Genomic DNA, 15,356 nt, shown 5'->3' on the forward strand with positions numbered 1-15,356 from the left:
TTTTTATCATCTCTGGAACACACACAGTCCGTGCGCAGGTCCCTGCCAGACAGCCGTAATCACCGGATTATCCTCTCCAGCGAATGGGGGAATAGCGTGCCACTCCCCTTCAGGTAAAACGATATCTGTCACCTCAAGCGTGGCGTTTATCGCGATAAGGAAGCGGTCTGAAAGCAGGATCTGCATCTGTTTCGGCCCGTTTTCCCACTCGCCCGCGCTTAAGGGCTCTGCATTTTTATTCAGCCAACGAACATTGCCGTCATTTTCTTCCCACCAGCGATTTCCCACTAATGCCGGTATCTGCTGGCGAAGATGAATCAATGCAGCGGTAAAGGTGGTTAGCCCACTGTTTGCCTGCTGCCAGTCCAGCCAGGTTAACGCGTTATCCTGGCAGTAAGCGTTATTGTTGCCGTGCTGGCTATGGCCGTGTTCATCGCCCGCCAGCAGCATCGGCGTTCCCTGAGAGAGCAACAACGTGGTCAGCAGGGCGTGAATGCTGTCGCGCCGCCGTTCAATCAGATCCAGCGTGCCGCCTAATCCCTCTTTACCATGATTATCACTGTAATTGTTGTTGGTGCCGTCCCGATTTTCCTCACCGTTCGCCTCATTGTGTTTCTGATTGAAACAAACACAGTCACGCAGCGTAAAACCGTCATGCGCGGTGATCAGATTGACGGACGCATTGGGCAGGCGATCGTGGCGTTTAAACACATCGCTGGAACCGGCGAAACGTCCGGCAAACTCACCGAGGGGCAGATTGCGTTGCAACCAGAAGCGGCGGGCCGCGTCACGGAAATGGTCGTTCCACTCGGCAAACGGCGGCGGGAAATTCCCCACCTGATAGCCGCCTTCGCCGATATCCCAGGGCTCAGCAATGAGCTTCACGCTCGACAATACCGGGCAATTGTTGATGGCGGTAAACAGCGGCGCATCCTGACGGAACGCCGGGGTGCGCCCCATCACGGAGGCCAGATCAAAACGAAAACCGTCCACATGGCATGTTTCAGCCCAGTAGCGCAGGCACTCGCACGCAAACTCCACCACGCCGGGATGGCTCAGATTGAGGGTGTTGCCGCAGCCGGTCCAGTTGTGATAGTCGCCATCCTCCTTGATCCAATAATAGCTACGGTTGTCGATTCCGCGCAGGGAGAAGAGCGGCCCGTCGAGATCCAGCTCCGCGCTATGGTTCAGCACAATATCAAGAATGACTTCAATACCGGCTTTATGCAGCGCTTTGATGGCATCGCGAAACTCATCCAGCGCCGTTTCCGGGGAGCAGGCATAAGCCGGATGCAGCGCGAACATCGCCACCGGGTTATAGCCCCAGTAATTCGACAGCCCCAGGCGCTGTAAGCGCGGTTCACTGGCAAAATGCGCCACCGGCAACAGCTCCAGCGCGGTAATGCCCAACTGCTTGAAATACGCGATCATCACCGGATGGCCCAGCGCCTTCCAGGTGCCGCGAATCTCTGACGGGATCGCCGGATGCAGGTACGTCAGCCCCTTCACATGCGCTTCGTAGATGACCGTGTTGCCCCACGGCGTGCGCGGCGGGACGTCATCTTCCCAGTCATAGCGGTCGGCGGTGACAACGCACTTCAGGGCAACAGCGGCATTATCACGATGGTCCGGCTCGTCGTACCCGCCGTGCAGCAGCGGGTTATCCTTCAGCTCTCCTTCAACGCGGCGAGCGCAGGGATCGATAAGCAGTTTTGCCGGGTTAAAGCGGTGCCCTTGCGCGGGTTGCCACGGGCCGTGTACGCGATACCCGTAGCGCAGGCCGGGTCTGGCGTCGGCAAGGTAGCCGTGCCAGATATCGCCGCTGCGCCCCGGCAGGTCATACCGCTGCTCATTGCCGAGCGCATCAAACACGCACAGTTCAACGCGCTCCGCATGCGCCGAAAAGAGCGTGAAGTTGACGCCATGACCGTCATACGTCGCGCCATGCGGTGTCGCTTTGCCGGTTGCCAGTTGCGTCATTCACCCTCCCGCACAAGCCAGATGGTGGCCAGCGGCGGCAGCGTCAGACTCAATGAGTGCTGGCGGCCGTGGCTGGCGATCTCGTCGCTGTGCACCCCCCCGCCGTTGCCGGTATTGCTGCCGTGGTAGTGCATGGAGTCGGTATTCACAATCTCCCGCCATTTCCCTGGCTGATTGATGCCAAAACGATAGTCATGGCGCGGCACCGGGGTAAAGTTGCTGGCGACGATGATTTCATTGCCGACTTTATCGCGGCGGACAAAAATCAGCACCGAACGTTCGTTATCATCCACCACCAGCCATTCAAAACCGTAAGCGTCAAAATCAAGTTCATGCAGCGCTTTATGGTGGCGATAGGTATGGTTGAGATCGCGCACCAGCCGCTGTACGCCGTGGTGCCAGTTGTCGCCGCCTTCCAGCAGATGCCAGTCAAGGCTGGCGTCGTGGTTCCACTCGCGCCCCTGGGCGAACTCGTTGCCCATAAACAGCAGTTTCTTACCGGGGAACGCCCACATCCAGCCGTAATAGGCGCGCAGGTTGGCGAATTTCTGCCAGGCGTCGCCAGGCATACGGTCGAGAATCGATTTTTTGCCATGCACCACTTCGTCATGCGACAGCGGCAGGACAAAGTTTTCGGTGTAGTTGTAGAGCATGCCGAAGGTCAGCTTATCGTGATGATACTGGCGATGAACCGGGTCCAGCTTCATGTAGTCCAGCGTGTCATGCATCCAGCCCAGGTTCCATTTGTACCAGAAACCCAGTCCGCCCATATCCTGTGGTCGGGACACGCCAGCGAAGTCAGTGGACTCCTCGGCCATGCTCACCGCGCCAGGCACCTGCTCTCCCAGAATACGGTTGGTATTGCGTAAGAACTCAATGGCTTCCAGGTTCTCACGCCCGCCGAACTCGTTGGGGATCCACTCGCCTTCTTTGCGGCTGTAGTCGCGGTAAATCATCGACGCCACGGCGTCTACACGCAGCGCATCAATGCCGAAACGCTCAATCCAGTAAAGCGCGTTCCCGACCAGATAGTTGCTGACTTCACGGCGCCCGTAGTTATAGATAAGCGTGTTCCAGTCCTGGTGATACCCTTCGCGCGGGTCGCTGTGCTCATACAGTTTGGTGCCGTCGAAATCCGCCAGACCAAAATCATCCGACGGGAAGTGGCCCGGCACCCAGTCAAGAATGACGTTCAGACCCGCCTGATGAGCGGCATTGATGAAATAGCGGAAGTCATCGCGCGTGCCGAAACGGCGGGTCGGCGCATACAGCCCGGTCGGCTGGTAGCCCCAGCTGCCATCAAAGGGATGTTCATTAACAGGAAGCAGTTCGAGGTGGGTAAAGCCCATCCATTTTACGTATGGAATAAGCTGATCCGCCAGTTCGCGGTAGCTCAGCCAGAAATTGTTATCGGTATGACGACGCCACGAGCCCAGATGCACTTCATAGATGGAGACTGGCGCATCGAACCGGTTGGCTTGTTTGCGCTCTTCCGTCTGCACCACTTTTTCCGGTAGACCGCAGATCAGCGAGGCCGTTTCCGGGCGCATTTGCGCTTCAAACGCATACGGATCGGCTTTGATTCTCAGCTTGCCATGCGCATCGATCATCTCGAACTTGTACAACTGACCGTGTTGCGCGCCGGGAATAAACAGCTCCCAGATACCGCTCTCTTTGCGCAGGCGCATCGGGTGGCGGCGACCATCCCAGTAGTTGAATTGCCCAACGACGGAGACGCGCTGGGCATTCGGCGCCCAGACGGAAAAACGGGTTCCAGTAACGCCGTCCATTGTGTCGGCATGTGCGCCCAGCGTTTCATACGGGCGTAAATGCGTGCCTTCAGACAGCAACCAGGCATCCATTTCCTGGATCAGCGGGCCAAAACGGTAAGGATCGTCAATCAGATTCTGCTGTCCATGCCAGACAACAGCGAGCTGATAGCGAAAGAAATTTTTGCGTCGGGGGAGCACACCGCTAAAAAAACCGCGTGAGTCGATACATTCCAGTTTGCCGACTTTACGTCCGGTTTTCGGTTCAATCACCCACACTTCGGTGGCATCAGGCAATAGGGCGCGGACTTCCAGTCCCGCGGTGGTTTGGTGCATACCAAGTACGGAAAAAGGGTCCGCAAAATGGCCCGCAATTAGCGCATTAATCACGTCTCTATCGATACGATCGGACATGGCTGTCTTCCTGTTTTATGGTGTCACCCCTTCCAACTGATCTTCGACATCAGGTTGTGACACTTCTTTGACCTGAACGGCGCAGCACCAATGTGCATCCTCTCTGCCCCGTCCCACCTTCAGGCTAAGGCTTAATACCTCCGGTATTAAGACACCCTTAAAGAATAGCCAATGCTTTATCTTACTCCTGGTAAATATTGGAACATCTGCGCTTACTCCTGTATTACGCAAAAAAAAGGGTGACTCAGCACCCAACATTTAAACTCTGTTTTGTTTACCGGATGGCGGCGATGCGTTATCCGGCCTGATGATTCACGTTATTGGTGGGCCTGATAAGCGTCGTCGCGCTACCAGGCCATCCACAATTACGCCAGCTGACGCAGCATACGACGCAGCGGTTCTGCCGCGCCCCAAAGCAGCTGATCGCCAACGGTAAAGGCGGAGAGGAACTCCGGCCCCATGTTCAGCTTACGCAGGCGGCCAACCGGCGTGGTGAGCGTGCCGGTAACGGCTGCCGGGGTTAACTCACGCAGGGTAATGTCACGATCGTTGGGCACCACTTTCGCCCACGGGTTGTGCGCGGCCAGCAGTTCTTCTACGGTCGGAACAGACACGTCTTTTTTCAGTTTAATGGTGAACGCCTGGCTGTGGCAGCGCAGCGCGCCGACGCGCACGCACAGACCATCCACCGGGATCACGGAAGAGGTGTTGAGAATTTTGTTGGTTTCCGCCTGGCCTTTCCACTCTTCGCGGCTCTGGCCGTTATCGAGCTGTTTGTCGATCCACGGAATCAGGCTGCCCGCCAGCGGTACGCCAAAGTTATCAACCGGCAGGTCGCCGCTGCGGGTCAGGGTCGTCACTTTGCGCTCAATGTCGAGGATCGCGGAAGAAGGCGTCGCCAGCTCATCGGCTACGTGACCGTACAAGTGGCCCATCTGCGCCAGCAGTTCGCGCATATGACGCGCGCCGCCGCCAGACGCCGCCTGGTAAGTCGCAACAGAAACCCAGTCCACCAGGTCATTAGCAAACAGACCGCCCAGCGACATCAGCATCAGGCTGACGGTACAGTTACCGCCGACGAAGGTTTTAATGCCGTTGTTCAGGCCGTCGGTAATGACATCCTGGTTAACCGGATCAAGAATAATGATGGCGTCGTCTTTCATGCGCAGCGAGGATGCCGCGTCAATCCAGTAGCCCTGCCAGCCGCTTTCACGGAGCTTTGGATAGATTTCGTTGGTATAATCGCCGCCCTGACAGGTCACAATGATATCAAGCGCCTTCAGCGCGTCGAGATCAAAGGCATCCTGAAGTGTGCCGCCGGGCGTACCGCCGAACGTCGGCGCTGCCTGCCCAAGCTGGGAAGTAGAAAAGAAAACAGGGCGAATGGCATCGAAGTCGCGCTCTTCAACCATGCGTTGCATGAGTACAGAGCCGACCATACCGCGCCAGCCGATAAAACCAACATTTTTCATAGCGTTTTTTTCCTGCAAAGATGTGTGCTGTGTATGCAAACCAGTGTCCTACTGGTTCTTCCTTCACCATACAAAAAGCAGCCAAAGTCGCAAGTGAAATTAATCAATGATAGCGAAGCCATCAGTAATGCGACTTATCCCGCTTCCTAAGCAAGCAGAAAGTCCGCAGTAATTATCAGGGAATTTGAGTTATGAATGAAATCATTTCAGCGGCAGTTTTATTGATCCTGATTATGGATCCACTCGGAAACCTGCCCATTTTCATGTCCGTACTGAAACATACCGAACCAAAGCGCCGCCGGGCGATTATGGTTCGCGAGCTGTTTATTGCGCTTTTACTGATGCTCATTTTCCTGTTTGCGGGCGAGAAAATTTTGGCCTTTCTCAACCTGCGGGCGGAAACCGTGTCGATCTCCGGGGGGATTATTCTGTTCCTGATCGCCATTAAGATGATTTTCCCCAGCGCATCAGGCAACAGCGCCGGACTCCCGGCGGGCGAAGAACCGTTTATCGTACCGCTGGCCATCCCTCTGGTGGCGGGCCCGACCATCCTGGCGACGCTGATGCTGTTATCGCATCAGTATCCGAACCAAATGGGGCATCTGGTCATCGCTCTGCTGATCGCCTGGGGCGGCACGTTTGTGATTCTGCTGCAATCGTCGCTGTTCCTGCGTCTGCTGGGCGAGAAAGGGGTTAACGCGCTGGAACGTCTGATGGGGTTGATTCTGGTAATGATGGCGACCCAGATGTTCCTGGACGGCATTCGGATGTGGATGAAAGGTTAAGGATGTAAAAAAGCCGGGTGGCGCTTGCGCTTACCCGGCCTACGGTGTGGATATGTGCTCACTTGTAGGCCCGGTAAGCGGCGCGCCACCGGGCAACAAGACTCAGCTCAGAAGCTGGAACGCAATCATACCAACAATCGCGCCGACGGTGCCGAGGATGGTTTCCATCATCGTCCAGGTCTTCAGCGTTTGCGCTTCGGTCGCGCCAGTGAATTTACCGAACAGCCAGAAACCGGCGTCGTTTACGTGGCTGACCACGATAGAACCGCCCGCGATACAGATAGACAATGCCGCCATCTGCGCGCCGGAGAAGTTCAGTTGTTCCACCACCGGCATCACCAGCCCCACCGCCGTTAAGCACGCGACGGTCGCGGAACCCTGAATGATACGCACCGCTGCCGCCAGCACGAAGCAGGTGATGGCAATCGGCAAGCCCATGCCGGTTAACGCTTCGCCCAGCGCCGGGCCAACGCCGGAATCCACCAGAACCTGCTTGAACACGCCGCCTGCGCCAATCACCAACAGAATAATGCCCGCCGGTTGCAGCGCCTGACCGCAGATCGCCATGACTTTATCTTTCGCCATCCCCTGACGCACCGCCAGGCCATAGATTGCCACCAGGCACGCCACCAGAATCGCGGTGAACGGGTGGCCGATAAACTCAAACCATTCGTAAGCGCTGGAACCTTCCGCGACAAAGCGCGCGGCGATCGTTTTCAGCCCTACCAGCACCAGCGGCAGCAGGATCAGCGAGAGGCTGAAACCAAATGACGGCATTTTACCTTCGCCCAGATGCGGTTCGGTAATGTCGTCCGGGACGTGCAGTTCCACATAGCGGCCAATGAAATTACCAAACAGCGGCCCGGCGATGATCATGCCAGGGATTGCCGCGCACAGACCAATCAGGATCATCCAGCCAAAATCAGCGTGCATTTGGGACGCCAGCAGCATCGGCGCAGGCCCGGGCAGCAGAAACGCCGCAGCCGCCGCCACGCCCGCAAACAGCGGAATGACCAGTTTCACAAGGTTTGTTCCGGTATGGCGCGCCATAGAGAATGCGACGCTGATCAGCAGCACAATGGCGACTTCAAAGAACAGCGGCAGCGCGCAAATCAGCCCCGCCAGACCAATCGCGTAATGCGCGCGGCTGTGGCCGAAAGACTTGAGCATTTTGACGGCAATCTGATCGACTGCGCCCGTCTCATGCAAAATTTTGCCGAACATGGCGCCCAGTGCGACGACAATCGCCAGGAAGCCAAGCGTACCGCCCATCCCTTTTTCCATCGTCGCCGCGATTTTATCGAGCGGCATACCGGAAAAGAGACCAGCGCCAATAGACACCACCATCAAAGCAACGAAGGCGTGCATACGCGCCTTCATCACTAAAAACAGCAGCAGTAAAACAGAACCTACTGCTGTTAAAACAAGCGTTAATGTACTCACTACTTACTGCCTTTGTTAATGACCTCAATGGTGCTTGCCACGACACCTTCCAGCGGCTGATCGATATTCACCACCAGTACATCGCTCTCGTCAGCGCCCGGCTCTTCCAGCGTGTCAAACTGAGTTACCAGCATCTGCGTTTTAAAGAAGTGGCCTTTACGTGCCTTCAGGCGGCTTTCGATAACGTCAAAATCCCCTTTCAGGTAGATGAAAGACAGGTTTGGATTACCGTCGCGCAGCAGGTCGCGATAGTGTTTTTTCAGTGCGGAACAGACAATCAGCGATACCTTATTGGTTCGCTGCATCGCAAACGCCGCATCGTTCAGCGCCTGTAACCACGGCTTGCGGTCGTCGTCATTCAACGGCTCGCCGGAGGCCATTTTCATGATGTTGCAACGCGGATGGAGAAAATCGCCATCAAGAAACGCGGCATGCAGCTGATGCGCCACTTCGCTGGCGACAGCGGATTTGCCACTGCCTGATACGCCCATCAGAACGTAAATGTGGTGATCATGGTTAGTCGTGCTCAAAGTGGTGCCCCCACAGTACAAGGATCAGGAATTGTTACGGGTAACTGTTATCGGTAACATTGTCCGGCCGGACCAGAATAGAAGCAATATCCATTCGTGGCAGAAGTGAATAAGTGTGAGCTACTTCAAATTTGTTGGACTAAATAGATCCACCCGGTGACAAGGTGAAACCTAAATCTAACATTTTAGGCGTCACCGCTTCACCGCGTATGCGCGCCAGCAGGCGCTCTGCGCCGATACTGCCCATCCGCTCACGCGGCGTGAGTACGCTGGCCAGACGCGGTTCCATCACCTGACCAATGTCGTGGCCGTGGAAACCGGCAATCGCCATATCATCAGGAATTTTGAGCCCTAAACGCTGGCATTCGAACGCCGCCCCGACGGCAAGGTCATCGTTGGTACAGAAAATACCGTCCAGCTGCGGGTATTCGCGTCTTGCCTGGCGGATCAGCTCAATCCCGGAAGAGTAAGACGACGATTGCTCCACCATCACGCTGTAGGGCACCAGCCCGGCGTCCAGCATGGCCTGTTCATAGCCCTTCTGTTTGATGATAGTACGTTCGTCGAGGCGCGCCCCCAGATAGGCGATATGACGATGGCCGCGCGCGATAATCGCGGCGGTCATCTGACGCGCGGCTTCAAAGTTGTCAAAACCGACGGCGATATCGAGGCATGGCGATTTGCTGTCCATCAGCTCCACCACCGGAATGCCCGCGACTTCAATCATTTTGAGCGTGCGCGGCGTATGGGTACGTTCAGTGAGGATTAGCCCGTCAATGTTCCATGACAGCATCGACTCCAGACGTTCCTGTTCCATTTCCGGCTTATAGCCGTAGTGCGCCAGCATCGTCTGGTAGCCGTGGGCATCGGTGACGGTCTCAATTCCGCGTAACACCTCGGCGAAAACCTGGTTGGTTAACGACGGCAGCAGAACGCCCACCGCACGGCTGGTCGCGTTAGAAAGAATATCGGGAGCACGATTGGGAATGTAACCCAGTTCATCAAGTGCAGCAGCGATCTTGCCCCGCAGCGCGACGGAGACCTGCTCCGGGTTACGCAGAAAACGGCTGACCGTCATTTTGGTCACGCCTACGCGGTCAGCCACATCCTGAAGTACGGGTCTTTTCTTTTTCATCGTCCTGAAAGGCATAAAAGGGATAGATTTCCCCAGTTTACCACGGACGTGCGGAATTAATGACAAACGATGAAAAGCCGGATGGCGACGCTTTCGCGTCTTATCCGGCCTGGATCAGCGCGTAGGCCCGATAAGCTGCGCGCCATCGGGCAAGATTACGCAAATTTAAACTGGCGGCAGGTCGAACAGTAACACTTCGCTATCGCTGTCGGCATGGATGGAGATCGCCTGCTCATCCCAAATCGCCAGACCGTCGCTGGTAGACGCTTTGGTGCCGTTAATGGTGACGTCACCTTTCACCACCTGAATCCAGATGCGGCGTTCGGCGGAGATCTGGTGTACCGACTGTTCGTCTTTCAGCAGCGCCCAACGGTACAGCTCCATGTCCTGATTCACTTTCAGCGAACCGTCGCGCGCATCCGGCGACAGCACCAGCTGTTTGCCCTGTACGGCGTCAAAACGACGCTGCTCGTAACGCGGCGTAATCCCGTTTTCCTGCGGCATGATCCAAATCTGATACAAACGCAGGCGGTCGGTATTGCTCGGGTTGTATTCCGAGTGACGAATGCCCGTCCCGGCGCTCATTATCTGGAACTCACCGGCAGGAACCTGCTCTTTGTTACCCATGCTGTCCTGGTGTTCCACTGCGCCTTCCAGCACATAGGTCAGGATTTCCATGTCTTTATGCGGGTGCGTCCCAAAGCCCTGGCCTGCTTCAATAACGTCATCGTTAATCACGCGCAGTGCCGAGAAGCCCATAAAGTTAGGGTCATAGTAGTTTGCAAAAGAAAAAGTATGCCAGGAATCCAGCCAGCCATGATTCGCATGACCACGGTCGTTTGCTTTGCGTAAGTAGATCATTGTATTCACCCCCCAGATGTTTTCGATGGAGTAAGTGTGAACCCAATCCAGACGGGATCATAGAGGGTGAAAATTGACTCCTCTGTTCAAAAATTATGAACAAGCCCAGAGGCGTTGATTTTGTTTATTTCGCAAGGGTTACTGTGGCCGGAGACGCCTGTTCAAACGCCCGCTCAAGGATCTCAAGGTTGGTGAGAACGTCAGATTCCTTGACGTAATTCGGCACGCCATGCGTAATGGTCTCGAACAGAGCGTCATAAACGCGGCCATAGTCGCCGACCTCCGGTTTCATCTCTTCTTTCACCGTCACGCCTTCGTCATTAACATATTCCAGCAGGCCGACAGAATCATCCGCCGCAAACCCCGGTTCGCCGGGCATGATATTGGCCTTCAGGCTGGCTTCCTGCTGGTCGATGCCGTACTTCACAAACGAGCCTCTGGTGCCGTGAACGATAAATTTCGGGTAATCGATCTTCACTAAATGGCTGGTTTTAACGATGGCTTTCAGATCGCCGTAAAACAGCTGCGCTTCGAACGTATCATCCGGGTTGGCTTTATTGCGCAGGCTGCGGATGTCATAGGCCACATGATCCGGGCGTCCGAACAGCGAAATAATTTGATCCATCGTATGCACGCCGAGGCCGTAAAACGCGCCGTCCTGCGGCAGGCCAGGTTTGGTTTCCGCAACCGGTCGGTAGTAATCAAAGTGGCTTTCAACTTCAACAATCTCGCCCAGTTTACCGCTCTCAATCGCTTTTTTGGCAGTCAGGAAACAGGAGTCAAAGCGGCGGTTCTGGTACGGCGTGACGGTCAGCCCTTTGCTCCGCGCCAGTTCGAACAACACTTTCGCCTCGGCAAGCGTTGGCGTAAACGGTTTTTCCACCAGCACGTTTTTTCCCGCCTCCAGCGCGCGCCGGGCGTAGTCAAAATGGCTGTCCGCATGGGTACAGACGATCACCAGTTTTACCTGCGGATCGTTCAGCACTTCATCAAGATCGCTGGTGAAGTGAATATGCGAGTAGATCGGCGCCTGCTCCTCCGGCTTCGCGTGACGGCGGAAGATATGCGCAACATGCCAGCTGCCTTTACGGTTAAGAACATACGGCAGATGGTAGCGGGTGGTGCTTTTACCAAAGCCAATAAATGCGCAGTGTAAGGTCATGGGAGTGTCCTTTTTGAAAGGTGATTGCATACACCATAGCGCAAACAACATGTGGGAAATAGCGGTGAAACGATCGTAGGCTGGATAAGGCAAAGCCGTCATCCGGTAATGGCTCTTGTGATGCCGGATGGCGCTTATGCTTATCCGGCCTACAGCCTCAAGATCGGTCGTCGGCGTCGCGGTCAGTTTGTTCACGGCAAGCGCGCAGGGCCCGGAGCGTACTAAATGTACGTGAGGAGCACGAGCACTTCCCGGGGACAAAATGACAAGTAAGCCAGGCCGAACACCCAGCTCAAAAAAAAAGCCAGCACCCGGCTGGCTAAAGTAATACTGGAAGCAATGTGAGCAATGTCGTGCTTTCAGGTTCTCCGCAAGGGTCTCCCTGAACGCAGAGCAATAATAATCATTCTCATTCGCACTTGTCCAATACTTTTTGCAAAAAAATGCAGTTGACTCCGTTTTTAAAGTCAATGATGTTTAAAAGGACTTTTAATCTGCTAAGGACACAGAAATGAGTGAGATAGTGATACGCCACGCGGAATCAAAAGATTACGACGCAATTCGTCAGATCCATGCCCAGCCGGAGGTGTATCACAACACGCTACAGGTTCCTCATCCTTCCAGTGCGATGTGGCAGGAGCGGCTAGCCGACCAGCCCGGCATCAAACAGCTGGTCGCCTGTATTGACGATACTGTCGTGGGGCATCTCACCATTGCGGTCATCCAGCGTCCGCGCCGCAGCCATGTCGCCGATTTTGGCATCAGTGTTGATGCGCGGTGGCAAAATCGTGGGGTCGCCAGCGCGCTGCTCCGTACCATGATCGACATGTGTGATAACTGGCTGCGTGTGGAGCGTATCGAGCTAACGGTATTTGTCGATAATGAACCCGCCGTGGCGGTCTACAAGAAGCATGGTTTTGAGATTGAAGGCACCGGCAAGAAGTACGCACTGCGTAACGGTGAGTATGTCGACGCATACTTTATGGCGCGGATGAAGTAATTTTCGCCTCCCCTCTCTCCAGGAGAGGGGAATATCCCGTAATTAAAAGTAGTCCGGCCCAATTCAGAATATCCTCAATAATATTTGGCTAAAGTGAAAACATTTATTAACTCTGTATACGAATCTGAGAATAGAGCGTAAACAGATAATAAAGAAAGGATTCACATCTAATACATTTAGCATGCCGTTATTAAAGGATAAGGTAATAATGGGAAATATTGTCTACCTGACAATTGCAGGGGAGTTGCAAGGTGCTATTTCCGATGGATGTGGAAGCACTGCCTCAGTGGGCAACCGCTGGCAAACCGGACACGAGGATGAAATTTTCGTATTTTCACTCTCGAATAGCATAACCAGTACTGGTAAAGGTTCTCATTTGCACGGACTGCGATTTTGTAAACTGATCGATAAAAGCACGCCGTTGTTTGTTAATGCTATTAACAACAACGAGCAGTTGTATATGGAGTTTTATTTCTACCGCATCAATAGATTCGGTAGATGGGAGAAGTATTATTATATTCAACTGCGGGGAGCATTTCTATCAGGTATTCAACACCAATTCAGCGAAAATAATTTAGATACAGAAACAATAACCATCAGCTATGAATATATCCTCTGCAAACACCTTATTGCCAACACTGAGTTTAGCTACCTGGCCTTGCCCGAGAACTACAACCGTCTGTTTATCCCCCGTCCAAAAACACCCGCAGATAATAGCCTCAAAACGTTAAACAGCAAAGGGGTTGGCAGATTGCTTGCCGCCGGAGGTATCTACAACGGGAATATCGAAGGTTTCAGGGAAACGGCAGAAAAGTTGGGAGGAGATGCGATTAAGGGATATGATCACGTCCTGAATGATCAAACGAAAGGAACCATAATAGCCTTAGCATCAATCGCTTCTGTCTTTGGTATGGGGCGGTTAGGATTAGCTTCGGAGGTGGAAAAGTTCGGACAGGCAAAAGTCTGGAAGACACTATCAGTTCCAGATAGCATTGACACCACTACCATTGCAACAACAGGACAAAATTACCGCGCAATTGCCGCTGGTGCTGAAGACTTGAGTGTTGCACAAACAAAAACGCTGACACAATTGCCCAAAATGGGCTCAAGAATTATTGTAACCAAAGGCTTTGGGCAGAATGATTTAGCAGCGCTTAGTGCAGCTACAGGCGACGAGTTTGCAATGTTTACAACAGGTGGTAGAAGATTGATTATTCGCGGAAATGCAACCGGAGTACCAATAGGCATTGTTGAAGCTGAAGAGCTTGCTGCTAAAGGTTGGCGATGGTCCAGCCATGTTCATCCAGATGGAACATTAAGATCTTCTCTTGGTGATAGAGCGATTTTGAAGATATTTAAGGATCACAATTTGAATAGTAAGAGTTCTATATCTGATCCTTATGGACGCAGGTTCAACTTTTCACCTGATGGCGATTTAATTAGCCCAGAATGGAGACCATAGAATGAAAAAAATACCTTTAGACATTTTAGAACAAAAAGCAAAAGAAATTAGCAGAAAGACATTGGGTGATTATATATTGCCAGACAATATATTTTCACAATTGGCTTCAGGAGTAATTATTGATGGTGACGACAGAGTTTTTGTGCTGTTCATTCCTAAAGAGCGAGCAAAAGATACAATAGACATACTTAGAATAAGAATGAATATTTATTCAGGAGAAGGTTTTGTAGAATATATTGGGCTTGAGCGGAAAAAGTAGAAATCCAGATAATAAAGTTATGCGCTTTAAGGGGAATGCTAATGATCACTTACAAAGAAGCCATAAACAAAGCCAATAAGTATCTTCACGATACAGATGCCCCTGTCGTCATCACACTCCACGGAAGATTTACAGAAGGTTGGTTTTTTTGTTTCGAATCAATGGAGTATCTCAAAACCGGAGACAACGCTTCCCGTCTGGCAGGAAACACTCCTTTCATCATCGATAAAGATAGCGGTGAAATCTTTGATTTAGGTACTACCTGGCCGCTGGAGAAATATTTAAAAGACTACGAAGAGAGCAAAAAAGCACGAAGCTAAGCTTACCCGGATACAATTAACTATGATAACTGAAACTGAACTTAACGTACTAAAAGTTATGGCCGAAAAAGATATTAACTGGAACTGGATGAATCTGGATCGCACGCTTTCCATGAAAATAATCCCGGGGTTCAGCAATGTCGTTAATATTGTGAATAAATTGGCTAGCGAGGGTCTGGTAAATATTGAAGATAGCGGGCATAAGTCCATGCCTCACTACCACGTCTCAGAACAAGGATACAGGCGACTAAAAAAAGAGAATTTATAATATTAGTTCTGACTGCAACTCACCATAGCAACCGTTCAGAACACCGATTCGGATTGCACCAGCGAAAGTGAGCCAGCAGTTAGAACGACCCGATAAGTCCCCTCCAGTATTGCAATAATAACCCCAGGAAAATCCCATACTAATCACCACAATTTATCATATATACAGATATATTTATCCTGCATATCACATCCAATAAGATTACCCTCAAAGCATTAGTCTAAAAGTGAAAGTTTTCGTTTCTTCTGTATACGAACGACGTCATCAGGCGTAAATAAAGAAATGGATAAGGAGCAAGCGACGCCATTATTTACGACAGCACGTAACAGAAGGATTTGAATGGAATGAGTGATATCGTCTACCTGACGGTTTCAGGACAACAGCAGGGCGCTATTTCTGCCGGATGTGGAACGATAGCCTCAGTGGGCAACCGCTGGCAAACCGGACACGAGGATGAAATTTTCGTATTTTCACTCTCGAATAGCATAACCAGTAC

15 protein-coding genes are annotated in these 15,356 nt (G+C 52.8%); 7 read left to right on the top strand and 8 right to left on the bottom strand.

From position 1 onward, the window contains the following. Positions 1–6: 6 nt before the first annotated feature. The 3 genes from glgX to asd all read right to left on the bottom strand — a co-directional run bounded on the left by glgX (position 7) and on the right by asd (position 5,635). Positions 7–1,980 carry a glycogen debranching protein GlgX gene (gene glgX, locus OGV83_RS08325; RefSeq protein WP_286463418.1) on the bottom strand — a complete coding sequence of 658 codons (1,974 nt, stop codon included), beginning with the start codon at positions 1,978–1,980 and terminating at the stop codon, positions 7–9. Further along, a complete protein-coding gene (glgB, locus tag OGV83_RS08330) occupies positions 1,977–4,163 on the bottom strand; it encodes a 1,4-alpha-glucan branching enzyme (RefSeq protein WP_248622799.1) in 2,187 nt (728 codons plus the stop codon). The genes glgX and glgB overlap by 4 nt, the downstream gene beginning before the upstream one ends. Before the next feature lie 365 nt (positions 4,164–4,528). Continuing rightward, the gene (gene asd, locus OGV83_RS08335; RefSeq protein WP_012135538.1) at positions 4,529–5,635 is read right to left on the bottom strand and encodes an aspartate-semialdehyde dehydrogenase; all 1,107 of its coding nucleotides are present in this window, start codon (positions 5,633–5,635) and stop codon (positions 4,529–4,531) included. A 191-nt stretch (positions 5,636–5,826) separates the two neighbouring features. Here asd and yhgN point away from each other — a divergent pair, with 191 nt between their 5' ends. Beyond that, positions 5,827–6,420, top strand: coding sequence for an NAAT family transporter YhgN (yhgN, locus tag OGV83_RS08340; protein WP_012135540.1), 594 nt, complete (start codon positions 5,827–5,829; stop codon positions 6,418–6,420). Positions 6,421–6,522: 102 nt separating this feature from the next. Here yhgN and gntU read toward each other — a convergent pair whose 3' ends face one another. From gntU to OGV83_RS08365, 5 genes are all read right to left on the bottom strand, one after another. Next, a complete protein-coding gene (gene gntU, locus OGV83_RS08345; RefSeq protein ID WP_047460635.1) occupies positions 6,523–7,863 on the bottom strand; it encodes a gluconate transporter in 1,341 nt (446 codons plus the stop codon). Then, positions 7,863–8,393 carry a gluconokinase gene (gene gntK, locus OGV83_RS08350; protein WP_024131019.1) on the bottom strand — a complete coding sequence of 177 codons (531 nt, stop codon included), beginning with the start codon at positions 8,391–8,393 and terminating at the stop codon, positions 7,863–7,865. The genes gntU and gntK overlap by 1 nt, the downstream gene beginning before the upstream one ends. A 139-nt stretch (positions 8,394–8,532) precedes the next feature. Continuing rightward, positions 8,533–9,528: a gluconate operon transcriptional repressor GntR gene (gene gntR, locus OGV83_RS08355; protein ID WP_024131020.1), complete on the bottom strand. Its 996-nt coding sequence runs from the start codon at positions 9,526–9,528 to the stop codon at positions 8,533–8,535. A gap of 165 nt (positions 9,529–9,693) precedes the next feature. Continuing rightward, entirely contained in the window at positions 9,694–10,389 is a 696-nt protein-coding gene (yhhW, locus tag OGV83_RS08360; protein ID WP_275155851.1) for a quercetin 2,3-dioxygenase, read from the bottom strand. 124 nt (positions 10,390–10,513) lie between these two features. Then, entirely contained in the window at positions 10,514–11,551 is a 1,038-nt protein-coding gene (locus OGV83_RS08365; protein WP_286463421.1) for an oxidoreductase, read from the bottom strand. 511 nt (positions 11,552–12,062) lie between these two features. Here OGV83_RS08365 and yhhY point away from each other — a divergent pair. The 6 genes from yhhY to tssD (OGV83_RS08395) form a co-directional block, all read left to right on the top strand. Continuing rightward, positions 12,063–12,551 carry an N-acetyltransferase gene (gene yhhY / locus OGV83_RS08370; RefSeq protein ID WP_049012102.1) on the top strand — a complete coding sequence of 163 codons (489 nt, stop codon included), beginning with the start codon at positions 12,063–12,065 and terminating at the stop codon, positions 12,549–12,551. Positions 12,552–12,759: 208 nt separating this feature from the next. Next, positions 12,760–14,013, top strand: coding sequence for a type VI secretion system tube protein TssD (tssD, locus tag OGV83_RS08375; RefSeq protein ID WP_286463422.1), 1,254 nt, complete (start codon positions 12,760–12,762; stop codon positions 14,011–14,013). A 1-nt stretch (position 14,014) separates the two neighbouring features. After that, positions 14,015–14,272, top strand: a complete 258-nt coding sequence (locus tag OGV83_RS08380; protein ID WP_114848067.1) for a hypothetical protein — start codon at positions 14,015–14,017, stop codon at positions 14,270–14,272. Between the two features lie 41 nt (positions 14,273–14,313). Next, on the top strand, positions 14,314–14,592 hold the full coding sequence (locus OGV83_RS08385; protein ID WP_114848068.1) for a YrhB domain-containing protein: 279 nt from the start codon (positions 14,314–14,316) through the stop codon (positions 14,590–14,592). A gap of 22 nt (positions 14,593–14,614) precedes the next feature. Then, positions 14,615–14,860, top strand: coding sequence for a MarR family transcriptional regulator (locus OGV83_RS08390; RefSeq protein ID WP_114848069.1), 246 nt, complete (start codon positions 14,615–14,617; stop codon positions 14,858–14,860). Between the two features lie 344 nt (positions 14,861–15,204). Beyond that, positions 15,205–15,356: type VI secretion system tube protein TssD (gene tssD, locus OGV83_RS08395; protein WP_286463515.1), on the top strand; the 152-nt coding region annotated here is incomplete at its 3' end.

This window comes from Citrobacter sp. CK189 (assembly GCF_030333505.1).
GTDB lineage: Bacteria > Pseudomonadota > Gammaproteobacteria > Enterobacterales > Enterobacteriaceae > Citrobacter_B > Citrobacter_B koseri.